Genomic DNA, 24,481 nt, shown 5'->3' with positions numbered 1-24,481 from the left:
GTGGCAATGCAACTCTGTCTGCAACTTGTGGGCCAATTATCCTATCGATTCATGGTGACTGACTACTACGGCGATGGGGTTCACTTTCAGCGTCACCGTGCCCGCGCCATTGACCGTCACGCCGAAACCGGTGCCGTCATTGGAAACCACGGTGGGAACACTGGATGTGGCCGTCACGGTCACCGCTGGGTCGCTCACCGTGAAGGTGTAGCCCTGCTCGTTGGTGTCGCCGATCACGCTCGAATACGCCGAGTGGTCGATCAGGCTGGTGGTGAGGCCCGGGCTGGTGGTGACGGACTGCGAAGTGGAGTTCGCGCCCGGCCCGCCGGTATTGACGGCACGCACGCGGTAGACGTAGGCGGTGTTGGGGTTCAGCCCGGTCACGGCCGCGCTGGTGGTGTTGGCCGCGGCCACCGTCTTGGCCACCGTGGTGAAGCTGTCGGTCGATACCTCGACGATGTAGCCCGTGGGCGCGTCGCCCGTCGACGGCGCCGTCCAGTTGGCGGTGAATCCGGTGGAGCCGGTTGCGGTGGCTGCACCCACGGTGGGTGCAGCGGGACGTGTTACGCCGGAGTTGGTGTTGCCGGGCGAAGCATAGTCGGGGCCGCAGACGGATGTGTTAGGCGACAACGTAGCAGCAACGGTAGTTTCGTCCGTAGAGGAGGGGTCGTAATAGAAGCTGTATTTAGACGTGTGGGCGGGATATGCTCTCTTCGATGCTTGGGTCCCGCTACCGTCAAAGACGATGACGCCATCGTTGCTGCCCAAGCCAGGGCCGCCGCTGTAGTTGCCAAGGCGGACATCGGTTAGACAGGTGCCGTAGCTGCTAGTGAGAGTCGCGACGCCGGCGGGATTAACGACAAACAGCACGGATTCGCCCGGCGCAATCGAATCCACGCCGGCCAATGCAAAGGCTCCGGTCAAGGCGTAGGCATTGCCACTGTCATTCATCTTGTAGCCCGTCAGAGCCACGACGTCGACGCCGGTATTGGTCAATTCAAACCAGTCCACCGACACGCTGCCGTTAGACATGGTTTCGGTGATGACCAGGGCCGCCTGTGCGGCAACGCTGAATCCAGCCGCCGCGAGGGCCAGCGCCACGGGCGCGAGCCGCCAGGCGCGGCGCTGGGTGGCGAAGGGGCGGGTTCGGGCTGGCCGGGCAACGGGAGATGTGTGCGTGGTTTTCATGGCAAGAGTGGGGTGGTAAGTGGAGTAGCAGCAGCGCAAGTGGGCAAGCCCTCCGATTATTTCTAACGGCATGAAACCTCTATGACCTTTGGATGTCAGCGCCGGGTGCGGGCATGGCCGCGGCCGCCTGCAGGATGCCCGCCGCAGCCCCGCGCCATCGCAGCCCCTGGGCCTGCCGGCCCCGCGAGGGCCGCACGGTACACTTTGCGGCTTCGGGGCGCGCGGGCGCCTTCCCCCTTTCTTTTCTCTTCTTCTTTCGGCAAACCGATACGCGAAGGACGCGCAACAACATGACCAAAATCGTCGTGGTGACCTCCGGCAAGGGTGGCGTGGGCAAGACCACCACCAGCGCCAGCTTTGCCTCCGGCCTGGCGCTCGCCGGCCACAAGACCGCCGTGATCGACTTCGACGTCGGCCTGCGCAACCTGGACCTCATCATGGGCTGCGAGCGCCGCGTGGTGTACGACCTCATCAACGTGATCCAGGGCGAGGCCAACCTGAACCAGGCCCTCATCAAGGACAAGCAGTGCGACAACCTGTTCGTGCTGGCCGCCAGCCAGACGCGCGACAAGGACGCGCTGACGCAGGACGGCGTGGAGAAGGTGCTCAACGACCTCTGCGGCATGGGCTTCGACTACATCGTCTGCGACTCGCCCGCGGGCATCGAGACCGGTGCGCTGATGGCCATGCACTTCGCCGACGAGGCGCTGGTGGTGACCAACCCCGAGGTCTCGTCCGTGCGCGACTCCGACCGCATCCTCGGCATGCTGGGCAGCAAGACCCGCCGCGCCATCGAGGGCAAGGAGCCCGTGAAGGAGCACCTGCTCATCACGCGCTACAACCCCGGCCGCGTGGAAGACGGCCACATGCTGAGCCTGGAGGACATCCAGGACATCCTGCGCATCCGGCTCATCGGCGTGATTCCCGAGTCCGAATCGGTGCTGCAGGCCTCCAACCAGGGCACGCCGGCCATCCACCTGGCGGGCTCGGACGTATCGGAGGCGTACAAGGACGTGGTGGCCCGCTTCCTGGGCGAGGACAAGCCGCTGCGCTTCGTCGACGCGCAGAAGCCCGGCTTCTTCAAGCGCATCTTCGGCGGCGGGAGGTAAGGCCCATGTCCTTGCTTTCCTTCCTGCTCGGGGAAAAGAAAAAGACTGCCAGCGTGGCCAAGGAGCGGCTGCAGATCATCCTCGCGCACGAGCGCTCGGGCCGCGACAACGGCCACCCGGACTACCTGCCCGACCTGCAGCGCGAACTGGTGGCGGTGATCTCCAAGTACGTGTCGGTCAACCCGCAGGACATCAAGGTGAACCTGGAGCGCCAGGACAACCTCGAAGTGCTCGAAGTCAAGATCGAGCTGCCCGACGCGGCGCGCTGAGGTTTGCGCAGGGCCGGCGCAAGCGGGCGGCTCGGGCATCGCTGCGGGCGGTGCGGCCGCATTCTTTCCTATACCTGCCGTCTTCAAGCCAAATCGGCCCCCAGCGCTTGATGGAAAAGCGCTGGCAGCTATTGTTTTGGTAGCGCATGGCGCTTGGCCTGCCGACCACCGCACCGGTGGGCATCAGGCGCCCAGCGGGCTATCGGTATAGAACCGCCCGCCGTGGTAGAGCAGCGGCGCCGCGCCCGCGCGGTGGGTGCAGCGCTCCACCGCGCCGATGAACAGCACATGGTCGCCTGCGTCGTGGCGCCGCAGGTTGGCGCACTCGAACGTGGCCGCGGCGCCCGCCAGCAGCGGAGCGCCGCCCACGCCATCCGCCGCGTCCACGCCGGCCCAGCGGTCGATGCCGCGCGTGGCGAAGCGCTCCGCCAGCGCCGCCTGCCCGGCGGTGAGCACATTCACGGCATAGTGCGCCACCGCGCCGAAAGCCGCGAGGCTGCTGGACGCGCAGCCCAGCGACCACAGCACCAGCGGCGGCTGCAGCGACAGCGCGTTGAATGAGCTGATGGTCAGCCCCACGCGCTGGCCCGCCGCAGTATGCGCCGTGACGATGGCCACGCCGGTGGCGAACATGCCCAGCGCGTCGCGGAATTCGCGCGGGGAGAAAGGGGCGGGTGAGTCGGTCGCGGATAGCAGCACGGGCAGGTCGCCCAGACGGGCGTGTAGTCGGTGGTTCAGCCGCTCATTATGGTTTTTCGCGCACCCAGCGCCTTCGCGCCTCCATGCCCCTGCCCACTTTCACCACCCTCGGCGCCGGCCACGCCGTGCTCATGCTGCACGACGCGGACACGGCACGCATCTTTCGTTCGCCACAGGTCGAGACGCTGGCCGCGCCTTTTGACGCATCGCTTTTATCCTAGAAACGGCAGTTGAATCCCCAAAATTCGAGCAAGTGCCTGTCACGCATTGAGTTTCCATGCTTTCCAGACTCACCCATTTGGAACTGCTCTGCAGTCACGCGAAGTCTTTGGAAACCCGCATGGATATTGGGTTTCTTCAGTTTTTCGGTTGGTTCAACTGCCGGATTTAGGTTTATTGGTGCCGCCAAGCATCGAACACTGCACCAGGACGGGGTCATGCGGCGAGGGCGCGCGGCGCCGCGCCGGCGCCCAGGCCGTAGAAGTGGAAGTCCATCGCGGGGCGCTCGCCGCTCAACAGTTCGGCCATGGCCTTGCCCGAGCCCGCGCCGTGGGTCCAGCCCAGCGTGCCGTGGCCGGCGTTGACCCACAGGCGCCCGACGCGCGTGCGGCCGATGTAGGGGATGTTGGTCGGCGTGGCGGGACGCAGGCCGCACCAGTAATGCGGGTCGCCGCCTTCGGCCACGCTGCGGGTGTCGCAGACGCCGGGCATGATCTCCTCGATGCGCCGGGCCAGCATGGCGCAGCGCTGGCGTGCCAGCGGCGTGTCCAGCGACAGGTCGAAGCCGCCCAGCTCGATGGTGCCGGCCACGCGCAGTTGGCCGCCCAGGCGGCTGATGGCCACCTTGCGCGCATCATCGATGGTGGAGACGAAAGGCGCGGCCTCGGGCCGCAGCAGATTGAATGTGGCGCTGTAGCCCTTGCCGGGGTAGATGGGCAGGTCCACGCCCACGCCGCGCAGCAGCGGGGCGCTGTAGGAGCCGCAGGCGACGACGAAGGCGTCGGCTTTCAATATCTGGTCTTTTTGTGCCGTAGCGCCCGTATTCATTGCGCGTATAGCTACTGAATCAATAGCATCGCCGCGCTTGTCCAGCCGAACCACGGCGTGGTTGTAGAGAAACTGCGCACCACGTTGCGCGCACAGGCGGGCCAGCTCCTGCGTGAACACGAGGGCGTCGCCGCTCTCGTCGGTGGGCGTGAAGGTGCCGCCGGTGATGTGGTCGGCATAGGGGCGTAAGGCGGGCTCGATGCGCAACAGCTCCTCTCGGCTCACCACGCTGCGCGACACGCCGAAGCGGCGCATCACCTCCACGGCCTCGCCCGCGGCGTCGAAGGATTTCTGGTCGCTGTAGAAGTGCGCGATGCCGCGCTCCAGCCGGTGGTATTCGATGCCGGTGGCGCGCACCATGTCCTTGAGCGCGGCGTGGCTGTATGCGCCCAGGGCCACGATCTGCTGCACGTTGCGCTCGAACGCATCCCGTGTGCATTGCGACAGGAACCGCAGCCCCCAGCGCCACTGCTGCCAGTCGAGCTGCGGGCGCAACAGCAGCGGCGCCTGCGGGTCGAACATCCACTTGAGCGTCTTCCACGGTGCCTGCGGGTTGGCCCAGGGCTCGCAGTAGCTCACCGAGATTTGCGCGCCGTTGGCGAAGCTCGTTTCCAGCCCCGCGCCGGGCTGGCGCTCCACCACCGTGACCTCGTGCCCGCGTTCGAGCAGATGCCACGCCGTATTCACGCCGATGATGCCGGCACCGAGGACGATGACTTTCATGCGGCGCAGTGTGCGCCTGCTTGCCGTAAAAAAACAGAAAAATTAAACTCTCAGTGAATTCATCAGAGGGACTAATAAAAATGCAGATCTTCCCGCTGGATTCCCGTCCGCAGCCGCGGGTGGCATTGCCCGCCACCGCCATTGCGGTACGGCCGGTGGCCGTTCTGGAGGCGCCATGAGCGCATACGATCCCGCAGCGCTGGAGTGCCTGGCCGCCATCGTCGAGGAAGGCGGCTTCGAGCGTGCGGCGCAGCGCCTGTCCGTCACGCAGTCGGCCGTGTCGCAGCGCCTGCGCGCGCTGGAGGCGCAGGTGGGCTCGGTGCTCATCGTGCGCAGCCGCCCGCTCAAGGCCACGGCGGCGGGGCAGTTGCTGCTCAAGCACACCAAGCAGCTACGCCTGCTGCGCGCAGACCTGGAGCGTGACCTGAAGGAGCTGGCGCCCGGCGGCCAGGGCGGCGGCAGCGAGGAAGAGCGCGTGGCCATCGCGGTGAACGCCGACAGCATCGCCACCTGGGCGCTGCCCGCCCTGGGCGACCTGGTGCGCCAGCACCTGCCGCTGGAGATCATCACCGACGACCAGGACTTCACGCACGAGTGGCTGCGTTCGGGCCAGGTGCTGGGCTGCGTCACCACGCTCAAGCAGGCGCTGCGCGGCTGCAAGATGCTGCCGCTGGGCGCCATGCGCTACATCGCCGTGGCCGACCCGGCGTATGCGGCGGCGCACCTGCCGCGCGGGCTCACGGCGCACAACTTCCGCGACGTGGCCTTCGTGGCGTTCAACCGCAAGGATGACATGCAGAGCGAGTTCATCGCCCAGTCGTACGGCCTGAAGCGCGTGGCGCTGAACCAGGTGTTCGTGCCCAGCACCGAAGGCCAGGTTCGCGCCGTGCGCGAGCGCTGGGGCATGAGCGTGGTGCCCGAACTGATGGTGAAGGAGCTCGTGGCCGAGGGCGCGCTGGTCAACGTGGCGCCCGGCCATGCGCTGCCGATCCAGTTGTACTGGCACTGCTGGAACCTCGAGTCCAACGTGCTGGACGCGCTGACCGCCGCGCTCACGAGTGCGGCAGCCGACAAGCTGATGCACTGAGCGCCGCCGCAGGCGCCCCGCACCGCATCAGCGCACCAGCAGCACCGGCACCTTGCTGCTGGCCAGCACCTGCGTGGCGACCGAGCCGAGCACGAGGTTGCCGAACAGGCCGTGGCCGTGCGAGCCCATGACGAGCAGGTCGTACTTGCCCGTGTCCGCGGTCTTGGCGATGGTCTCGCCGGCATGGCCGATCTTGGCGATGCCCTTGACCTCCACGCCCTTGCGCGCCAGGTACTTGCGCACGGGGCCGAGTACTTTCTCGGACTCTTCGGCGTAGTACTTGTCGACCACTTCCTTGCCCAGCGCCGCGCGGGCCCGCGGAGGCAGCAGGGGCTGCACGGTCAGGGCCGTGTAGTCGTGCGTGCCGGCCAGCAGTTCGTCGTGGGCGCCCAGGTAGGCGAGCATCTTCTTTGTGTAGTCGCTGCCATCGACGGCGAGGAGGATTTTCATGGTCGTGCCTTCTTTCTTTCTCGTGAATGATGGATTCCGGCAGGTTATCGCCTGGCGGGCGCGCGCGGCTTGATATGCGTCAAGCCTGCGCCGGCTCCGGTACGGAAAAGCAGCGCAGCGGGTCGAAGCCCGTCTGCTCGTCCTTGCCGGCGTAGCCGAGCGGATTGGCGCCCACGTGGCAGCGCCAGGGGCCTGTTGCCGACACGCCCGCGACATCATAGTCATGGGAGCAGTGCAGATGGCCATGCAGCCACAGCGCCGCATGGGCCATGAGGGCGTCGAGCGCGTTGCAGAAGCCCGCCGTGCCGGGCGTCAAGCCGTAGCGCGGGTCGGCGCTGCGCAGGCTCGGCGCGAAGTGCGTCACGGCCACCGTGGGCCCGGCGAAGGGGCGCTGCAGTGCGTCGCGCAGCCAGTGCTGGCAGGCCAGCGCCTGCTCGCGCACGGCAGGCGCGAGCATGGGCGCGCCATGCCGGGTGCAGCCGGTTTTGCGCAGGTAGTAGTCGGCGGCGCGGAAGGCTTTCTCGCGCTGGCGCGCCTGCCGGCCGGGCCGCGCCTGCTGCGCCAGCGCGTCGAAGTCGCTCCACAGCGTAGTGCCCACGAAGCGCACGCCGTGCAGCACCAGGGTCTCGCGTTCGAGCCAGGCGATCCCCAGGCGCTCGCAGGTGCGGCGCAGCCGCAGATGGGCGGCGTCGAAGTCCTGCATGTCGTACTCGTGGTTGCCCGGCACGAACAGCACCGGCACCGGCCAGCCCGCGTACTGCGGCAGCGGGGAGAACCGGGCCAGGCCGAAGTCCCCGTCTTCCAGCAGCGAGCCTTCCTGGTAGGAGCCGATGTCGCCTGCCAATACCAGTACGCCGGCCTGCGGCGCGGGGGCGGGGCGCAGGCGCGGATGTACTTCGAGGTGAAGGTCGGATAGAAGCTGGATCTGCAGGGCCATAAGCCCACGAGTATGGCTTCCATACTGGCCGCCCGATGCATGCGGGGGCAATGTCAACGTTATGCCGAAAATGCATCGGGCAGGGCTTGCATGCCCAGGGCAGACCCTTATGTTTCGCGGCATGAAAACACCAGCGCCGTAATGGCGGCGCGCCCAGCATGTTTTCCCTCATCGCCCAACTCCTGCACAAGCTCCGGCCACTGCGCACGGCCATCCAGTACCGCGAGGAACAGTGCGTGGCCCATGCCCTCATGGAAAGCGCCGAATCGCGCGCCGGGCTGGACCCGCGCGCCGCATGCGAGCTGCGCGCGGCGGCGCGCGCCTACCTCAGCGTCGTGCGCTGATCAGGGCTGGAACGCCCGCTGCGCCGAGCGCGCCACCGCCTGCCGCAGCCACTGGTGTGCGCCGCTTTCCTGCAGCCGGCGATGCCACAGCGATGCCACGTGCACCGCGGGCACCGTGAACGGCAGTTCGCGCAGCACCAGCTCGTCCGCGATGCCCGTGGCCGGCACGAAGTGACGTGGCAGGATGGTCAACAGGTTGGAATGGGCCACCACGCGGCCTGCGGTGAAGAACTGGTTGACCGTCAGCACGATGCGCCGCTGGCGGCCCAGCACGGTCAGTGCTTCGTCGATGAAGCCATAGGGGCGGCCCGAAAAGCTCACCAGCAGATGACGCGCGTTGCAAAAGCGCTCCAGCGTGAGCGGGCCGTCGGCCAGCGGATGGTTGCGCCGCATCACGCACACGTATTCGCCGTCGTAGAGCCGCTGGTAGGCGAAGTTGACGGCCTGGCCGGCCTGGGTGCGCGCGGTGATGTCGGCCACCACGGCAGGGAAATAGCCCACAACGAGGTCGGCGGCCTCTTCCTCCAGCAGCCGGCGCGGGTCGCGCGTGGTGAGCGGCACCACGCGCAGCGAAACGCCCGGTGCCTCGCGCTCGACGATGTCGACCAGGCCCGCGATCAGTTCCGCCGCCGTGGCGTCCACCATGGACAGCACGAAGCTCGTGTCCGCATGGGCCGGCTCGAAGATGTCGGGCACCAGCGATGCCTGCAGTTGCCGCAGCGCCTCGCGCACTGAAGGCCAGATCACCAGCGCGCGCGGCGTGGGCTCCACCCCGGCGCCGCTGCGCCGCACCAGGTCGTCGCCCAGGGCGCCGCGCAGCCGCCGCAGCGCGTTGCTGACTGCCGGCTGGGTGAGTGACAGGTTGTGGGCGGCCCGCGTGAGGTTGCGCTCGGCCATCACTTCGTCGAACACGCGCAGCAGGTTCAGGTCCAGGGTACGGAAGTTCGTCTGGGGCATGGCGGACTTTCAGGTAGGGGAAAGAATCATCACCAACGTGAATTCATCCCATCACAAAGATAAATTTGAGTTACATAGGGATAAACCCTAGGATACTGTCATCGCAACGGGCATTCCGCCTGGAATCGGGAAGGAAATCACCATGACGAGCTTTGTACACACTACCTATTCGATGGAGCACCCTGGCGTCGAACGCGCCGAGCAGGTCGCTGCCAACCTGCACCGCATGGCGGCGGGCTTCAATGGCGCACGCGGTGCCGCCACACTACTGCTGGCCGCCGTGGTGTCCGCCTTGCTGGTGGTTGCCAACAGCGTCATCGGCGCCTGGACCGACGGCCACCTGCTGGCCGCATGGGTCGCTCTGTGGGTCGTCGGTTTCGCTGCGCTGGCATTGCTCAACGCCCCGCTGCGCCGCGCGGGTGGTCGGATCAACGCGGGCTTCAAGGCCTGGAGGCTGGCGCGCAAGCAGATGGCCGAGGACGAAAAGACCTGGAGCCTGGCGCTCACCGATGCCCACATGATGGCCGACATCAGCCGCGCGATGAGCCGCGATGCCCGGCGCGACGTGCGCGGCTTCTACTGATCGCACGCATTTCTGACAGCCATTGTTTTTCATCGCTGCCAATGCAAAACAGCCGCGGGTTCCGCGGCTGTTTTGTTTTTTGAGCCCGCTGCGGCTCAGGCGGGCAGCGCAGCCAGCCGCTCGGCAATGGCGGCACGGGTCTGCTCCAGCGCCAGCGGCAGGTGGTGCCGCAGTTGGCCGAACAACGCTTCGTGCGACTGGAGTTCGGCCTTCCACGCGGTGTGGTCGACGCTCGTCACTGCGTCGAACTGCGCGGGCGTGAAGTCCAGGCCGGTCCAGTTGACTTCCGCATAGGCAGGGGTCACGCCGAACACGTTCTGCGTGCCGGCGGCCTGGCCTTCGATGCGGTCGATCATCCACTTGAGCACGCGCATGTTCTCGCCGTAGCCAGGCCAGACGAACTTGCCGTCGGCGCCCTTGCGGAACCAGTTGGTGGTGTAGATCTTCGGCAGGGGCGTGCCGCTCTTCTCCAGCTTCTTGCCCAGGTCCAGCCAGTGCTGGAAGTAGTCGCTCATGTTGTAGCCCGTGAACGGCAGCATGGCGAACGGGTCGCGCCGCACCACGCCCTGCTGGCCGGCGGCGGCGGCGGTGGTTTCGCTGCCCATGGTGGCGGCCATGTAGACGCCTTCGGTCCAGTTGCGCGCCTCGGTCACCAGCGGCACGGTGGTGGAGCGGCGGCCACCGAAGATGAAGGCGTCGATCTTCACCCCCCTGGGGTCATCCCAGGCGTCGTCGAGGGCGGGGTTGTTGGTGGCAGCCACGGTGAAGCGCGCGTTCGGGTGGGCGGCAGGGCGCAGCTTGCCGTTCTCGCCGGTTTCCCTGGCAATGGCGGGCGTCCAGTCCCGGCCCTGCCAGTCGATCAGGTGCGCGGGCAGCTCCTTGCCTGGGGCGTCGACTTCCATGCCCTCCCACCACACGTCGCCATCGTCGGTCAGCGCGACGTTGGTGAAAATCACGTCCCGGTCCAGGCTCGCCATGCAGTTGGGATTGGTCTTGTAGTTGGTTCCAGGGGCCACGCCGAAGTAGCCCGCCTCGGGGTTGATGGCGCGCAGCGTGCCGTCGGCCTGGGGCTTGATCCAGGCGATGTCGTCGCCGATGGTGGTGACCTTCCAGCCTTCGAAGCCCGCGGGCGGCACCAGCATGGAGAAATTGGTCTTGCCGCAGGCGCTGGGGAACGCGGCGGCCACGTGGTACTTCTTGCCCTGGGGATTGGCCACGCCCAGGATCAGCATGTGCTCGGCCAGCCAGCCTTGGTCGCGGCCCATGGTGGAGGCGATGCGCAGCGCGAAGCACTTCTTGCCCAGCAGCGCATTGCCGCCGTAACCCGAGCCGTAGCTCCAGATTTCGCGCGTCTCAGGATAGTGCACGATGTACTTGGTCTTGTTGCAGGGCCATTTGACGTCCTGCTGGCCCGCCGCGAGCGGCGCGCCCACGCTGTGCACGCAGGGCACGAAGTCGCCGTCCACGCCCAGCACGTCGTACACCGCCCGGCCCATGCGGGTCATGATCTTCATGTTCGCGGCAACGTAGGCGCTGTCGGACAGCTCGATGCCGACATGGGCGATGGGGCTGCCCAGCGGCCCCATGCTGAAGGGCACCACGTACATGGTGCGGCCGCGCATGCTTGCGTCGAAGAGCGGCAGCAGCGTGGCGCGCATTTCCGCCGGGGCCATCCAGTTGTTGGTGGGGCCGGCATCCTCCTGGGCGGCTGAGCAGATGAAGGTGCGGTCTTCCACGCGCGCCACGTCGCTCGGATCGGACGTCGCCAGGAAGCTGTTGGGCCGCTTGGCCGGGTTCAGGCGCGTGAAGGTACCCGTGTCCACGAGCTGCTGGCACAGGCGCTGGTATTCCTCCTCGCTGCCGTCGCACCAGTGCACGCGGTCGGGCTTGCACAGCGCCACCATGTCGGCCACCCACGCGATCAGGCGGGCATTCTTCACGTAGGCGGGCGGGTTGATGGAAAGACCCTGGATGACGGGGGCGTTCATGGCTGGCTCCTGAGGTTTTGAATCGGTCTGCTCGAATGCCGCGCCGGTGGCGCGCCCGCAGGGCGCGCGGCGGCGGGTTCTGGAGCAAAGGCGCGCGCTCGCTGCGCCGGCATCGGCTGCGCATTGCACACCTGCATGACGATTCTAAGAAGCCATGCTGGCTTTGGCAGCCGGTTACACCCTAATTCTATGCAAGGCATGCATGGGGTTATGCGCATGGTGCGCCGGGATGCCACATGAAAAAGCCTCGCAAGGCGAGGCTTTTTCGGGAGAGTTGCAGGTCAGGCCATGTACACCGCGATGAACGCAAGCAGGAATATCAGCACGGCGCCGGCGAGCGGCAGCACGACGGGGATGTAGGGCACGATCAACTCCACGGGATCGCTCGGGGGGGCGGAATCGTGGCTGTCGGCGGCGGCTTCGGACATGGCTTGGCTCCTGTGGGTCTTGGTAGGTATGCGGGCGATTCTAATGAACCGCCGCCGAAGGCTGCACGATCTCCGCCTGCACGCCCGTGGTGCGCAGTTGCTCCAGCACCTGGGCCACGTGGTCGTGGCCGCGCGTCTGCAGCACGAGTTCGATCTCCACGCTCTGCACCGACAGGCTCGTGAACGCGCGCTGGTGGTGCACCTCGTCGATGTTGGCGCCCGCGTCGGCCACCGTGGCCGTGATGCGCGCCAGCACGCCCGGAATGTCGCGCGCGCCCACGCGAATGCGCGCCAGACGGCCCGAGCGCACCATGCCGCGCTCGATGATCGCCGCCAGCAGCAGCGGATCGATGTTGCCGCCGCACAGCACCAGCCCCACCTTCTTGCCGCGAAAGCGCCCGGGGTTCTTCAGCAGCGCGGCCAGGCCCGCCGCGCCCGCGCCCTCGACCAGCGTTTTCTCGATCTCCAGCAGCATCACGATGGCCTGCTCGATATCGCCCTCGTCCACCAGCACCAGATCGTCCACGCGCTGGGCCACGATCTCGCGCGTGATCTGCCCCGGCGTGCCCACGGCGATGCCCTCGGCGATGGTGCTGGTTCCCTGCGGGTGCGCCGTGCCATGGATCGCGTTGACCATGGCCGGGAAGCGCGCCGTCTGCACGCCCACGATCTCGATGCCGGGCCGCAGTGCCTTGGCCGCCGTGGCAATGCCCGCGATCAGCCCGCCGCCGCCCACCGCGATGACCAGCGCGTCCAGGTCGGGCACGGCCTGCAGCATCTCCAGCCCCACCGTGCCCTGGCCGGCCACGATGGCCTCGTCGTCGTAGGGATGGACGAAGGTCAGGTGGCGTTCCTCGGCGAGCGCATAGGCGTGCGTGCGTGCTTCCTCCAGCGTGTCGCCGTGCAGCACCACTTCGGCGCCGAAGCCGCGCGTGCGCGCCACCTTCACGCCGGGCGTGAAGCGCGGCATCACGATCACCGCGTGCAGGCCCAGGCGCTGCGCGTGGTAGGCCACGCCTTGCGCATGGTTGCCGGCGCTCATGGCCACCACGCCGCGCGCGCGCTGCTCGGCGGTGAGCTGGGCCAGCTTGTTGCAGGCCCCGCGCTCCTTGAAGGAGGCGGTGAACTGCAGGTTCTCGAACTTCAGGAAGATCTGCGCGCCCGTGATCTGCGACAGCGTGCGCGACTCCACGCATGGCGTGTCGAGCACCTGCCCCTGCAGGCGGGCGGCGGCGGCGTAAATGTCTTGGATGGACAGCATCCGGCCATTGTGTTCCATTGCCGGTGGCGTCAGCGCAGCACGCGACAGTTGCCGAATTCGCAGCGGATGGCCAGCGCATCGCCATTTGCGCAGGGCACGCTGTAGCTCTCGAATCCCGGCCCCCTGGCCACCAGCGTGGCCAGGGGCCGGACGCCGCAAGCCTGCGTGCGCGCCAACTGCTCTGCGCTGAAGGCGTCGGGGCCGATCACCCGCGCCGGTGGGGCGGGCGCCACCCAGGCCGGCGCCTCGGCTGCGGCGGCCATGCGCGCATGGCCCCGGCCCGCCATGCAACTGGCCTCGATGCGTCGGCGCCGCTCCAGCGCACCCAGCCCCTGCCCCGCGCCTGCCAGCGCCCCGATGGCGGCCCAGCCCCCCGCCGCGTCGCGGCCATAGCCCATGCCCCAGACCATGATGCCGGCCACCAGCGCCCCCTTGACCATGCCGTCGAGCGTGTCCGCCAGCACGTCCACATGGCTGGCGGACTGCCGGCATTCGGTCAGGTCGGCGTCGTAGCGGGCTTGGGGCCTGCGCTCCGCGCCTTCACCGCCGCCCTGCGTGGCGCAGCCCGGAAGGGCCAATGCGAACGCCAGTGCGCAGGTCCAGCCGGTGCGAGGCATGGCCCGCATTACGCCCCTTCGCACACCCGCAGCACTTCGGCGCCATAGGCTTCGAGCTTCTTGGCACCGATGCCGCTGACGCCCTGCAAATCTTCCGGCGACTGTGGCGCCAGCGCGGCGATGGCAGCCAGCGTGGCGTCGTGGAAGATCACGTAGGCCGGCAGGTTGTGCTCGCGCGCCACCTCGGCGCGCCAGGCCTTGAGGGCGGCGAAGCGGGCCTGGGCCTCGGTGTCGAGGGCGGCTGCCGCCGATTCGCGCGCGGCCCGCGCCGGGCTCCGCTCGCGTTTGGCCCTGTGTTGCGCGGGCGCGGCCACCGATTCGCGGATGCGCACCGGCTCCTCGCCGCGCAGCACGGCGCGCGAAAGATCGGTGAGCTTGAGCGTGTTGTAGGCCGCCGCGTCCACCGCCACCGCCCCGGTGGCGATGAGCTGGCGCAGCACGCCGCGCAACTGCGCCTCGCTGTATTCGGCGCCAAGGCCGAAGGTGCTGATGGCCTCATGGCCGAACTGCTTGACCTTGTCGGAGGCCTTGCCACGCAGGATGTCCATGACATGCCCGGCGCCGAAGCTGATGCCGCTCATCTGCTGCACGCGGTAGATGGTGGAGAGCAGCTTGCGCGCGGCATCGGTCGCGTCCCATACCGCCGGGGGGTGCAGGCAGTTGTCGCAATTCCCGCAGGGCCGGCTTTCCTCGCCGAAGTAACCCAGCAGCCGCACGCGCCGGCAGTCGGTGGCCTCGGCCAGCGCGAGCAGCGCGTCGAGCTTGCCGCGCATCACCTGCTTGAACTCCTCGCCGGCCGGGCTTTCGTCGATCATGCGGCGCTGGTTCACCACGTCGGCCAGGCCGTAGGCCATCCAGGCGTCGGCGGGCTGGCCGTCGCGGCCCGCGCGGCCCGTCTCCTGGTAGTAGCCCTCGATGTTCTTGGGCATATCGAGGTGGGCGACGAAGCGCACGTCGGGCTTGTCGATGCCCATGCCGAAGGCGATGGTCGCCACCATCACGATGCCCTCCTCGCGCAGGAAGCGGTCCTGGTGGGCCTGCCGCACGGCGGCGTCGAGCCCCGCGTGGTAGGGCAGGGCGTTGATGCCGTGGCCGGCGAGCGTCTGGGCGATCTCCTCCACGCGCTTTCTGGACTGGCAATACACCACGCCGGCATCGCCCTCGTGCTCGCTTTCGATGAAGCGCAGCAACTGCTGCGTCGGGTCTTTCTTCTCGACCAGACGATAGCGGATGTTGGGCCGGTCGAAGCTACTGACGAACTGGCGCGCTTGCTGCAGTTGCAGGCGCTCGACGATGTCGGCGCGCGTGAGCGCGTCGGCGGTGGCGGTGAGCGCGATGCGCGGCACGCCGGCATAGCGCTCGTGCAGCACCGTCAGCGCCCGGTATTCGGGGCGGAAGTCGTGCCCCCACTGGCTCACGCAGTGCGCCTCGTCGATGGCGAACAGGCTCAGGCGCTCCTGCGCGTGCAGGCCGTCGAGCAGCTCCAGGAAGCGCGGCGTGGTCAGCCGCTCGGGCGCGGCGTAGAGCAGCGTGACCTCGGCGCGCGCCAGGCGGCGCTCCACGTCCAGCGCGGCCTGCCAGTCGAGCGTGGAGTTGAGGAAGGCGGCGTCCACGCCCGCCTCGTGCAGCGCGCCCACCTGGTCGTGCATCAGCGCGATCAGCGGCGAGACGACGATGGCCACGCCATGCCCGGCGTCGTGCCGCACGATGGCGGGTATCTGGTAGCACAGCGACTTGCCGCCGCCCGTGGGCATGAGCACCAGCGCATCGCCACCGCCGGTGACGTGCTCGATGATGGCCTGCTGCGGGCCGCGGAACTGCCCGTAGCCGAAGACTTCATGCAGGATGGATTGCGGGGTGGACAATGGATTGCTCTTGAAATAATAGCTGCCAGCGCCCGCAGAACAAGCGCTGGAGGCCGATTTGACTCATATTCTGCCCAAGGGCGCGGACATGTGCCGGCAGCCCGGGCGGCGCGTATTGTGCGCCCACGCACCCGGGCCATGCCGGGATGTCCCGCGCCTGTTTTCTCGCCTGATGCTCCTGGAAATATAGCTGCCTGCGAAGGCTGGACGGGCGCTGGAGCCCGGTTCGACCAAGACCCGCGGGTTCAGCGCCGCGCGCGGCCCGTCATGCCTTCGGCATAGGTCGCCACGCGGTTGCGGCCCAGGTGCTTGGCGCTGTAGAGCGCGGCGTCGGCGCGCTCGAGCAGGGCGGTGGCGGAGTCGTCCACCTCGGCGTCGAACTCGGCCACGCCGAAGCTCAGCGTCAGCAGCTTCTCGCCCGGCGAGGTGGCGTCGGGCAGGGCGCGCGCGTGCAGCGCGGCCTGGGTGCGCTGTACCACCTCCAGCCCGCCCCGGATGCTCGTGGAGGGCAGCACCAGCACGAACTCCTCGCCGCCATAGCGCGCCACCAGGTCGCTGCTGCGCACCGTGGTCTCGGCCAGCACGTGGGCCACTTCGCGGATGCAGTCGTCGCCGATCAGGTGGCCGTAGAAGTCGTTGAACGCCTTGAAGTGGTCGATGTCGCACATCACCAGCGTCAGCGGCTCCTTCTTGCGGCGCGCGCGCGCCACCTCGCGCTCCAGGATCACGTCGAGCGCGCGGCGGTTGGACAGGCCCGTGAGCCCGTCCATCCAGGCGAGCTGGCGTAGCTGCGCGTTGTCGGACTGCAGGCGCAGGGTGCTCTCGCGCAGCGTCTGCTCGTTCTGCTTGACGGCGGTGATGTCGGACAGCCGGATCACGCAGCCGTCCTGCAGCCGTCCGAAATAGGCCGAGAACCAGCGCGGTGGGCCGTCGTCCACCTGCAGCTCGATGTCGCGCTGCTGGCCGTTCTCGCGCTGCAGCGCCGCGTTGCAAAAGCCCTCGAAACCCATCGCATCCCAGCGCGGCAGCGCCTCGCGCACGGACAGGCCCGCCAGATGGTCGCCCGTGGCGCCGCCCAGGCGGGCGAACTGCGCGTTGACGACCGTCACCATCCAGTCCTGCGTGCCCGTGTCGGACAGGCGCAGCGGCTGCAGCGCGAGGATGGCATCGCTGGCGGTGTTCAGCACCTCTTGCAGCATGCGCTCGCGCCGCTCGGAGGGCTGGTTGTAGACCACCAGCGAGGCCGCGCCGCCCGGCTCGCGCAGCGGAATGGCCAGGCGCTCCCAAGTGAAGACCCAGTCGGCGCGGCAACTGAAATGCACGGTGTAGAGCGGCTGGCCTCTTTCGAGCACGCGGCGGTAGCTGTCGCGGCAGAAGGCGGCGAATTCGCTGCCGTAGTAGTCGTCGCCTTCGGACAGGCGCCGGCCCGTCATGTCGGCGCGGGTGTAGTCGCGCAGCTCGCTGCCGAAGTGGCGGTAGGTGAAGTCGCCGTCCACCGGGTCCAGCACCGCCAGGCGCGGCGCCCAGGCGGCCAGCGCGCCCTGCACGCCAAAGGACTGCGCATCGGGCAGCCCGCCGCTCTGCCCGCGCTCGGCCAGCCAGCGGCGATAGAGCGCCACGATGTCGGCGTTGTCCACGCTTGTATCGATGGAGTTCCAGACTTCCTTGTGCCAGACGGCCATGCGTATCCTCGGGAGCCCGTGGCGCATGCCGGCCTTGTGGGCTGGATGCGCGCGGGAAGACAGGGGCGATCAATTCGGCAGTCTAGCAAGAACGCCTGTTTCCAGGAAGCCATGCCATGCCATTGCCATCGTCTTGCCATTCGCAATGGCCCGCCGCAGCGGGCGCCGATGCCCGGCTTCCTACAATACCGCCCCATGCAGCCTACCGCCTACACCCGTGCCCGGCAGCTGCCGGACATCCTGGCCCACCGCATCGCCATCCTCGACGGCGCCATGGGCACCATGATCCAGCGCTTCAAGCTGACCGAGGCGCAGTACCGCGGCGAGGGCGGCCCCGCCGAAGCCCACGCGGCGCACGAACGCTTCAAGGACTTCCCGCGCGACGTCAAGGGCAACAACGAGCTGCTCTCCATCACCCGGCCCGACGTGATCCGCTCCATCCACGAGAGCTACCTCGCAGCCGGCGCCGACATCATCGAGACCAACACCTTCGGCGCCACCAGCATCGCCCAGGCCGACTACGGCATGGCCGGCCTGGCGCGCGAGATGAACCTGGCCTCCGCCCGGCTGGCACGCGAAGCCTGCGACAAATTCAGCACGCCGGCCAAGCCCCGCTTCGCCGCCGGCGCCCTGGGCCCCACGCCCAAGACCGCCAGCATCAGCCCCGACGTGAACGACCCCGGCGCGCGCAACGTCACGTTCGAGGAGCTGCGCGCGGCCTATCTGGAACAGACCGAGGCGCTGGTCGAAGGTGGCGCTGACTTGCTGCTGGTGGAAACCATTTTCGACACCCTGAACGCGAAGGCCGCGCTGTTTGCCATCGACCAGTATTTCGAAGCCAGCGGCGAGCGCCTGCCGCTCATCATCAGCGGCACCGTCACCGACGCCTCGGGCCGCATCCTGAGCGGCCAGACCGTCACCGCCTTCTGGCACAGCGTGCGCCACGCGCAGCCGCTGGCCGTGGGCCTGAACTGCGCCCTGGGCGCGGCGCTCATGCGGCCCTACATCCAGGAGCTGCACAAGGCCGCGCCGGACACCTTCATCAGTTGCTACCCCAACGCCGGCCTGCCCAACCCGATGAGCGACACCGGCTTCGACGAGACGCCCGAGGTCACCAGCCGCCTGCTGCACGACTTCGCCGCCGAAGGGCTGGTCAACATCGTCGGCGGCTGCTGCGGCACCACGCCCGACCACATCGCGGCCATTGGCCGCGGCGTGGCCCCGTTGCCCGCCCGCAAGCTGTTTTATCCCTCGGTTTAAGTTTGAAGACCCGCGCACCACGAGGTCTTCTTTCGCATCGACTCTTCGCGCAGTCAACCCGGGCGTCTTGCCTTGCGCAGCGTAGAAGCTCTTCTTCTATCAGTTGCAGGCCCGCAGCGCCTTGCCCGCCAGCGCCGGGCGCAGCGCGTCGAGCTGCGGGCGCAGCGCGGCGTCCACTGCGGGCAGGCGCAGCGTGAAGCCCCGCACCTCTGCGCGCTCCTGCTGCACGCGCGCGGTGCGCACGCCGCGCTGGGTCAGAGCGGCCAGCGCGTCCTGCGCCTCGGCCTGGGTGGCGAAGCTGCCGAGCGACAGGCCCGGCTCCAGCGCAGCGCCGGGCGATTCGAACAGCACCCGGCGCGCGCGCAGCTCGGCCTTCTTGCGCGCCAGTGCCTCGTCGTCGGCATAGCGGCCCATGTAGACCATCCAGCGCGCGGGCACCACGGTGGCGTCCACGCTCCAGCTCCCCGCGGGCAGCGCGGCGGCGGCATTGCGCAGTGCGGCGGCCTGGCTGTCGTCGTAGATGCCGGCCTGCAGGCATTCGACCGCGCTGGGCGGCGCGGCGGCGGCGCGGCGGGCCTCGTCGGCACTCAGCAGTTGCAGCGCCTCGGGGCGGATCTGCTGGGCGACGCGCTGGGGCTCCGATTCGTCCACGGGCGCCAGGCCCGCATCGCGCAGCAGGCCGTGCGACCAGGCCCAGTAGCCCGCATTTGCAAGCATCAGCACGACGACGAGGAAACGCAGCATGGTGTGAGTCGGTTCAGTTTTTCATGATGCACGCATCACCCGCGCCCACATGCGCCCATGCAGCACCGAAGGCCCGCAAGGCAGGCCATGCCAGCAACACCTGCGGAACCGGCTCTGCCGGGCCGCTGGGCGTGCCCCCTCTGGAAGGGGGAGGCACCCTACACGAAGTGAGGAGGCAACGGGGGTGGGTCATGGGGCGGGCCGCACGCTCACCTCGGCGCTGGTGACGGCCTGCATGCCAGCGGCAGTATGCACGAGCAAGGCGCCGTCCTCGCCCACGCCGTGGGCGGTGCCGGTGGTGCCGTCACTCAGGCGCACCGCGCGGTCGCGCAGGATGTCCAGCGCATCGAAGCGGGCCTGGAACGGCCCGAAGCCGGTAGCCGCGAACCCCAGCACCGCCATCACCAGCGGCGCGGCCACGCGCAGCAGGGCGGCGGGCGCGTCGATGCCGGGCAGTACCTCCTGCAGCGCGGCGGGCGGCGTGCTGAGGCCCGCGGCAGGGTGCGGGCGCACGTTGATGCCCACGCCGATCACCGCATAGCGCATGGCCGCGGCCTCGGCGCCCGCCGCCGTGGCGGTTTCGACGAGGATGCCGGCGAGCTTGCGGCCCTGCGCCCCGCTCCACAGCCACAGGTCGTTGGGCCATTTCAGGCCCAGGCGCAGCGCCGCAGCCGGGGCCGGCGGGCCTTGCAGGGCCTCGGCCACGGCCACGCCCGCGGCCAGCGACAGGCCCGACCAGTCCACGGGCGCGAGCGGCAGTCCCAGCGAGAAGGTGAGCGCATCGCCGGGCTCGCCCAGCCAGGACCGGCCCAGGCGGCCCCGCCCCGCGCTCTGGCGCTCGGCGACGAGCAGCGTGGGCTCGGCGCGGCCCGCGCGGGCCCGGCGCATCAGCTCGGTGTTGGTGGAGTCGATCTCGGCCAGCGTCTCGACGGTGAAGCCGGGCAGCGTGGGTTCCACGGCTTCCCAGATGGCCTCGGCGGGCCACTTCTGCATGCCCATGCTCAGGCGAGTTTTCTGCGTTTGGGGGCCAGCAGCGTGCCCCGGCAGTCCTTGGCGCCGCACCAGCAGGGGTACTCGGCCTTGAGCTTGCGGGTGTAGCGCTCGTCGATCACCAGGCCGTAGTCGTAGTTCAGTTCCTCGCCCGCGCGGATGTTGCGCAGCGCCTTGATGAACACGCGGCCATCGACCTCGTCGGCCTCGCAGTTCGGATCGCAGGCGTGGTTGATCCAGCGCGATGAGTTGCCGCCGTGCTTGGCGTCGATCACGTGGTCGGCATCGACGTGGAAGTAGAAGGTGTGGTTCGGGTCGCTCGGGTCGTGCGGGTGGCGGCGCTGCGCCTCGGCCCAGGAGATGATCTCGCCCACGTATTCGATGACCGTCTCGCCCTCGGGGATGTCCTGCAGCGCGAACACGCCCTTGCCATGCACGCCCGAGCGGCGGACCTGGATGCGGCGCCCGGGCAGGGCGGGCGCGGCTGTAACGGAAGCTTTGCGGACCATGGGCAAAAGTCTGTTAATTTGAAATGTGCACACACGTGTGCGTGCGCGCATGCGCGTGGGAACCCGGATTGTAGGAGCGCGGCCAGGCCGCGCAGAAAAACAGCGGATAAGGCCAGACAACGATGACGAAGACCTTGGTGATTGCGGAAAAACCGTCGGTGGCGCAGGACATCGTGCGCGCCCTCACGCCCGTGGCGGGCAAGTTTGACAAGCACGACGAGCATTTCGAGAACGAGCAGTACGTGGTGACCAGCGCCGTGGGCCACCTGGTGGAGATCCAGGCCCCGGAGGAATTCGACGTGAAGCGCGGCAAGTGGAGCTTCGCCCACCTGCCGGTGATCCCGCCGCACTTCGACCTGAAGCCCGTGGACAAGACCAAGACGCGCCTGAACGCCGTGGTGCGGCTGGCCAAGCGCAAAGACGTGGGCGCGCTGATCAACGCCTGCGACGCGGGGCGCGAGGGCGAGCTGATCTTCCGCCTGATCGAGCAGTACGCCGGCGGCGGCAAGCCGCTGGGCAAGCCGGTGCGCCGGCTGTGGCTGCAGAGCATGACGCCGCAGGCCATCCGCGACGGCTTCGAGCACCTGCGCAGCGACCAGCAGATGCAGGGCCTGGCCGACGCCGCGCGCAGCCGCTCCGAGGCCGACTGGCTGGTGGGCATCAACGGCACGCGCGCCATGACGGCCTTCAACTCGCGCGACGGCGGCTTCTTCCTCACCACCGTGGGCCGGGTGCAGACGCCCACGCTGTCCATCGTGGTCGAGCGCGAGGAGAAGATCCGCAAGTTCGTCAGCCGCGATTACTGGGAGGTGCATGCGAGCTTCCTGGCCGAGGCGGGCGAGTACCCTGCCAAGTGGTTCAACCCCGACTTCAAGAAGCCCCCGCCCGGCCCCGATGGCCAGGCCGACCCCGAGCAGAAGGCCGACCGCCTGTGGAACCTGCGCGAGGCGCAGGCCATCGCCGAGGCCGCGCGCGGCAAGGCCGCCACGGTGACCGAGGAGAGCAAGCCGACCTCGCAGGCCTCGCCCGCGCTGTTCGACCTGACCAGCCTGCAGCGCGAGGCCAACGGGCGCTTCGGCTTCTCGGCCAAGACCACGCTGGCGCTGGCGCAGTCGCTCTACGAGCGCCACAAGGCGCTGACCTACCCGCGGACCGACTCGCGCGCGCTGCCCGAGGACTACGTGCCCGTGGCCAAGCAGACCATGGCCATGCTGGCCGGCAGCGCCATGCGGCACCTGGCGCCGTTCGCGCAGCAGGCCATCGACGGCGGCTACGTCAAGCCGGCCAAGCGCATCTTCGACAACAGCAAGGTCAGCGACCACTTCGCCATCATCCCGACGCTGCAGGCGCCCAGCGGCCTGAGCGACGCCGAGCAGAAGCTCTACGACTTCGTGGTGCGCCGCTTCATGGCGGTGTTCTTCCCGCCGGCGGAATACCACGTCACCACGCGCATCAGCACCGTGGTCATCGAAGCCCCCACGCTTGCCGCTGCGCGTGGTTCGCTGCCCCCCGAGGGGGCGGCCCCCGGCTTGGGGCGGCCCGGCGCCGGGGCTGCGGGCAAGAGCTACGCCTTCCGCAGCGACGGCAAGGTTCTGGTCAAGCCCGGCTGGCTCGCCATCTACGGCAAGGAAGTCGCCGACGAGGAAACCGCCGGCACCGACCGGGACACCAGCAAGGACCGGCGCCTGGTGCCCGTGAAGCCCGGCGAGATGGTGCGCGCCGAATCGGTCGAGCCCAAGGCGCTCAAGACCCGCCCGCCGGCGCGCTTCTCCGAAGCCACGCTGCTCGGCGCCATGGAAGGCGCGGGCAAGGCCATCGACGACGACGAACTGCGCGAGGCCATGCAGGAAAAGGGCCTGGGCACGCCGGCCACGCGCGCGGCCATCATCGAAGGGCTCTTGACCGAGAAGTACATGCTGCGCGAGGGCCGCGAGCTGATCCCCACGGCCAAGGCGTTCCAGCTCATGACGCTACTGCGCGGGCTGGGCGTGGAGGAACTCTGCAAGGCCGAACTGACCGGCGAATGGGAATACAAGCTCGCGCAGATGGAGAAGGGCGCGCTCAGCCGCGACGCCTTCATGCGCCAGATCGCGCAGATGACCGAGCACATCGTCAGAAAAGCCAAGGAATACGACCGCGACACCGTGCCCGGCGACTACGCCACGCTCGCCACGCCCTGCCCCAACTGCGGCGGCGTGGTGAAGGAGAACTACCGCCGCTACGCCTGCACGGGCAAGCCGGGCCAGGGCGAAGGCTGCGGCTTCTCGTTCGGCAAGTCGCCCGCCGGGCGCACCTTCGAGGTGGCCGAGGCCGAGGCGCTGCTGCGCGACAAGCGCATCGGCCCGCTGGAGGGCTTCCGCTCCAAGGCCGGCTGGCCGTTCACCGCCGAGATCGCGCTGATGTATGACGACGAGGCGAAGAACTACAAGCTCGAATTCGACTTCGGCGACGACAGGAACGCCGAAGCCTCCGGCGAACTGGTGGACTTCGGCGGCCAGGAATCGCTCGGCCCCTGCCCCAAGTGCGGGGCCCCCGTGTTCGAGCACGGTGCCAACTACGTGTGCGAAAAATCGGTGCCCACGCAGGCCCAACCCACGCCGAGCTGCGACTTCAGGACCGGCAAGGTGATCCTGCAGCAGCCCGTGGCGCCCGAGCAGGTGCGCAAGCTGCTGGCCACCGGCAAAACCGACCTGCTCGACAAGTTCGTCAGCATGCGCACGCGCCGCAGCTTCAAGGCCTTCCTGGCCTGGAACAAGGACGAGGGCAAAGTGGCGTTCGAGTTCGAGCCGCGCGCCAGCAAGTTCCCGCCGCGCAAGACCGCCGTCGCTACCAAAACCGTAGCTGCCACCGCAGTAGCTACGGGCGCTGGAGCCCAAAAACCCTCTATAAAATCCGCGGCGAAGAAACCCGCCGCCAAGAAGGCCGCAGCGCCGCGCAAGGCCGCAGGCGGCGGCTTCGCGCCCGACGCCGCGCTGGCCACCGTGATCGGCCCCGAACCCGTGGCGCGCACCGAGGTCATCAAGAAACTGTGGGACTACATCAAGGCCCACGGCCTGCAGGACGCACAGAACAAGCGCGCCATCAACGCCGACGACAAGCTGCGCGCCGTGTTCGGCAAGGACCAGGTCACCATGTTCGAGCTGGCGGGGATCGTGGGCCGGCATCTCGGCCCCGCGTGAAGTCCGGCCGCGTCGGCGGCCATGGGCGGGGCAGCAGCGGGATAGGCCGGGGTTTGCGGCGCAACACCACGCGCCGCGAGGCCGTCACCCGCACCACCTCGCCGCGCTGGTTGCGCGGCTCGCTGCCGCACGGCGACGATGCCCCGGTCGGGCCTGGAGTGCGAGGGCGCGCTCCCCAGCACCTCGCTTTCCACCAACGCCTGCCGCCGAGCGCCTACCGCAGTAGCGCCTGGCGCAGCATCCGCGCCGCGCGGTCGCGGATGCGCCCGGGCAGTCGGCCGGGTTGCGGGCGCTCGCGCGCGGCGCGGGCGGCGGCGAGGAAATCCGCCAGGATCGCCGTGTCGTCGAGCGTCTGCGCGCCGGGCCGGTGGAATTCCGGGTGCCACTGCGTGGCGGCGATGTAGCCGCGCCCCGGGCCGTCGGCGCGGCGGATGGCCTCGGGCACGCAGTCGGGATGGCTCCAGGCCTCGACGGCGAAGCCCGGCGCCAGGTTGCGGATGCTGAAGCGCGCTGAGATAAATGAGCGCTAAAAAGCGCGATAAATGGCACATGTCTTTGTTTTCGC

General features: G+C 68.6%; 23 protein-coding genes and 1 pseudogene. 8 read left to right on the top strand and 16 right to left on the bottom strand.

What is annotated here, in order from left to right; translation table 11 throughout:
• Window positions 1-36: 36 nt before the first annotated feature.
• Window positions 37-1,188: a fibronectin type III domain-containing protein gene (locus PY257_RS01810; RefSeq protein ID WP_275738164.1), complete on the bottom strand. Its 1,152-nt coding sequence runs from the start codon at window positions 1,186-1,188 to the stop codon at window positions 37-39.
• A gap of 290 nt (window positions 1,189-1,478) precedes the next feature.
• Here PY257_RS01810 and minD point away from each other — a divergent pair, with 290 nt between their 5' ends.
• Together minD and minE are read left to right on the top strand one after the other, a co-directional pair.
• Window positions 1,479-2,297, top strand: a complete 819-nt coding sequence (minD, locus tag PY257_RS01805) for a septum site-determining protein MinD (RefSeq protein WP_275738162.1) — start codon at window positions 1,479-1,481, stop codon at window positions 2,295-2,297.
• Window positions 2,298-2,302: 5 nt separating this feature from the next.
• The gene (minE, locus tag PY257_RS01800) at window positions 2,303-2,566 is read left to right on the top strand and encodes a cell division topological specificity factor MinE (protein ID WP_275738160.1); all 264 of its coding nucleotides are present in this window, start codon (window positions 2,303-2,305) and stop codon (window positions 2,564-2,566) included.
• Window positions 2,567-2,749: 183 nt separating this feature from the next.
• On the opposite strand, the gene PY257_RS01795 is transcribed toward minE, so the two are convergent.
• Window positions 2,750-3,199 (bottom strand): flavin reductase family protein, encoded by a 450-nt coding sequence (locus PY257_RS01795; protein ID WP_275738168.1) that lies wholly within the window; start codon window positions 3,197-3,199, stop codon window positions 2,750-2,752.
• 149 nt (window positions 3,200-3,348) lie between these two features.
• On the opposite strand from PY257_RS01795, the gene PY257_RS01790 reads away from it, so the two are divergent.
• Window positions 3,349-3,486 (top strand): hypothetical protein, encoded by a 138-nt coding sequence (locus PY257_RS01790; RefSeq protein WP_275738158.1) that lies wholly within the window; start codon window positions 3,349-3,351, stop codon window positions 3,484-3,486.
• Window positions 3,487-3,700: 214 nt separating this feature from the next.
• Here PY257_RS01790 and PY257_RS01785 read toward each other — a convergent pair whose 3' ends face one another.
• Window positions 3,701-5,035, bottom strand: a complete 1,335-nt coding sequence (locus tag PY257_RS01785; RefSeq protein WP_275738156.1) for a D-amino acid dehydrogenase — start codon at window positions 5,033-5,035, stop codon at window positions 3,701-3,703.
• A 175-nt stretch (window positions 5,036-5,210) separates the two neighbouring features.
• On the opposite strand from PY257_RS01785, the gene PY257_RS01780 reads away from it, so the two are divergent.
• Entirely contained in the window at window positions 5,211-6,122 is a 912-nt protein-coding gene (locus PY257_RS01780) for a LysR family transcriptional regulator ArgP (RefSeq protein ID WP_275738154.1), read from the top strand.
• A gap of 27 nt (window positions 6,123-6,149) precedes the next feature.
• Here the strand turns inward: PY257_RS01780 and PY257_RS01775 are convergent, their stop codons facing one another.
• Window positions 6,150-6,572 carry a universal stress protein gene (locus PY257_RS01775; RefSeq protein ID WP_275738152.1) on the bottom strand — a complete coding sequence of 141 codons (423 nt, stop codon included), beginning with the start codon at window positions 6,570-6,572 and terminating at the stop codon, window positions 6,150-6,152.
• Window positions 6,573-6,651: 79 nt separating this feature from the next.
• Complete coding sequence (locus PY257_RS01770; RefSeq protein WP_275738166.1) at window positions 6,652-7,503, bottom strand: metallophosphoesterase; 852 nt, start codon at window positions 7,501-7,503, stop codon at window positions 6,652-6,654.
• A gap of 164 nt (window positions 7,504-7,667) precedes the next feature.
• Here PY257_RS01770 and PY257_RS01765 point away from each other — a divergent pair, with 164 nt between their 5' ends.
• A complete protein-coding gene (locus tag PY257_RS01765; RefSeq protein WP_275738151.1) occupies window positions 7,668-7,853 on the top strand; it encodes a hypothetical protein in 186 nt (61 codons plus the stop codon).
• Here PY257_RS01765 and PY257_RS01760 read toward each other — a convergent pair whose 3' ends face one another.
• Window positions 7,854-8,810 (bottom strand): LysR family transcriptional regulator, encoded by a 957-nt coding sequence (locus PY257_RS01760; RefSeq protein ID WP_275738150.1) that lies wholly within the window; start codon window positions 8,808-8,810, stop codon window positions 7,854-7,856.
• Window positions 8,811-8,952: 142 nt separating this feature from the next.
• Here PY257_RS01760 and PY257_RS01755 point away from each other — a divergent pair, with 142 nt between their 5' ends.
• A complete protein-coding gene (locus tag PY257_RS01755; protein WP_275738149.1) occupies window positions 8,953-9,393 on the top strand; it encodes a hypothetical protein in 441 nt (146 codons plus the stop codon).
• A 95-nt stretch (window positions 9,394-9,488) separates the two neighbouring features.
• On the opposite strand, the gene PY257_RS01750 is transcribed toward PY257_RS01755, so the two are convergent.
• The 6 genes from PY257_RS01750 to PY257_RS01725 form a co-directional block, all read right to left on the bottom strand.
• Window positions 9,489-11,381, bottom strand: a complete 1,893-nt coding sequence (locus tag PY257_RS01750) for a phosphoenolpyruvate carboxykinase (GTP) (RefSeq protein WP_275738148.1) — start codon at window positions 11,379-11,381, stop codon at window positions 9,489-9,491.
• A gap of 281 nt (window positions 11,382-11,662) precedes the next feature.
• Window positions 11,663-11,809, bottom strand: a complete 147-nt coding sequence (locus PY257_RS01745) for a hypothetical protein (RefSeq protein WP_275738145.1) — start codon at window positions 11,807-11,809, stop codon at window positions 11,663-11,665.
• 40 nt (window positions 11,810-11,849) lie between these two features.
• The gene (locus PY257_RS01740; RefSeq protein ID WP_275738142.1) at window positions 11,850-13,070 is read right to left on the bottom strand and encodes a threonine ammonia-lyase; all 1,221 of its coding nucleotides are present in this window, start codon (window positions 13,068-13,070) and stop codon (window positions 11,850-11,852) included.
• Window positions 13,071-13,099: 29 nt separating this feature from the next.
• Window positions 13,100-13,687 (bottom strand): glycine zipper family protein, encoded by a 588-nt coding sequence (locus PY257_RS01735; RefSeq protein WP_275738140.1) that lies wholly within the window; start codon window positions 13,685-13,687, stop codon window positions 13,100-13,102.
• Between the two features lie 8 nt (window positions 13,688-13,695).
• A complete protein-coding gene (gene recQ, locus PY257_RS01730) occupies window positions 13,696-15,552 on the bottom strand; it encodes a DNA helicase RecQ (protein WP_275738138.1) in 1,857 nt (618 codons plus the stop codon).
• Window positions 15,553-15,797: 245 nt separating this feature from the next.
• The gene (locus PY257_RS01725; RefSeq protein WP_275738136.1) at window positions 15,798-17,234 is read right to left on the bottom strand and encodes a GGDEF domain-containing protein; all 1,437 of its coding nucleotides are present in this window, start codon (window positions 17,232-17,234) and stop codon (window positions 15,798-15,800) included.
• Window positions 17,235-17,429: 195 nt separating this feature from the next.
• Here PY257_RS01725 and PY257_RS01720 point away from each other — a divergent pair, with 195 nt between their 5' ends.
• A complete protein-coding gene (locus PY257_RS01720) occupies window positions 17,430-18,494 on the top strand; it encodes a homocysteine S-methyltransferase family protein (RefSeq protein WP_275738134.1) in 1,065 nt (354 codons plus the stop codon).
• 99 nt (window positions 18,495-18,593) lie between these two features.
• On the opposite strand, the gene PY257_RS01715 is transcribed toward PY257_RS01720, so the two are convergent.
• The 3 genes from PY257_RS01715 to PY257_RS01705 form a co-directional block, all read right to left on the bottom strand.
• The gene (locus PY257_RS01715) at window positions 18,594-19,238 is read right to left on the bottom strand and encodes an SPOR domain-containing protein (protein WP_275738132.1); all 645 of its coding nucleotides are present in this window, start codon (window positions 19,236-19,238) and stop codon (window positions 18,594-18,596) included.
• A gap of 189 nt (window positions 19,239-19,427) precedes the next feature.
• Entirely contained in the window at window positions 19,428-20,231 is an 804-nt protein-coding gene (locus PY257_RS01710; RefSeq protein ID WP_275738130.1) for a biotin--[acetyl-CoA-carboxylase] ligase, read from the bottom strand.
• A gap of 8 nt (window positions 20,232-20,239) precedes the next feature.
• A complete protein-coding gene (locus PY257_RS01705) occupies window positions 20,240-20,737 on the bottom strand; it encodes an SET domain-containing protein (RefSeq protein ID WP_275738128.1) in 498 nt (165 codons plus the stop codon).
• Between the two features lie 122 nt (window positions 20,738-20,859).
• On the opposite strand from PY257_RS01705, the gene PY257_RS01700 reads away from it, so the two are divergent.
• Window positions 20,860-23,916, top strand: a complete 3,057-nt coding sequence (locus PY257_RS01700; protein WP_275738126.1) for a DNA topoisomerase III — start codon at window positions 20,860-20,862, stop codon at window positions 23,914-23,916.
• Between the two features lie 214 nt (window positions 23,917-24,130).
• On the opposite strand, the pseudogene PY257_RS01695 reads toward PY257_RS01700, so the two are convergent.
• Window positions 24,131-24,415, bottom strand: a pseudogene (locus tag PY257_RS01695) (gamma-glutamyl-gamma-aminobutyrate hydrolase family protein); the annotation flags it as partial.
• Between the last annotated feature and the right edge of the window lie 66 nt (window positions 24,416-24,481).

The sequence above is a fragment of the Curvibacter soli genome, from assembly GCF_029211125.1.
Lineage (GTDB): Bacteria > Pseudomonadota > Gammaproteobacteria > Burkholderiales > Burkholderiaceae_C > Curvibacter_A > Curvibacter_A soli.
The sequence above is the reverse complement of the archived record's forward strand: the minus strand, read 5'-3'. Positions and strand labels throughout refer to the sequence as shown.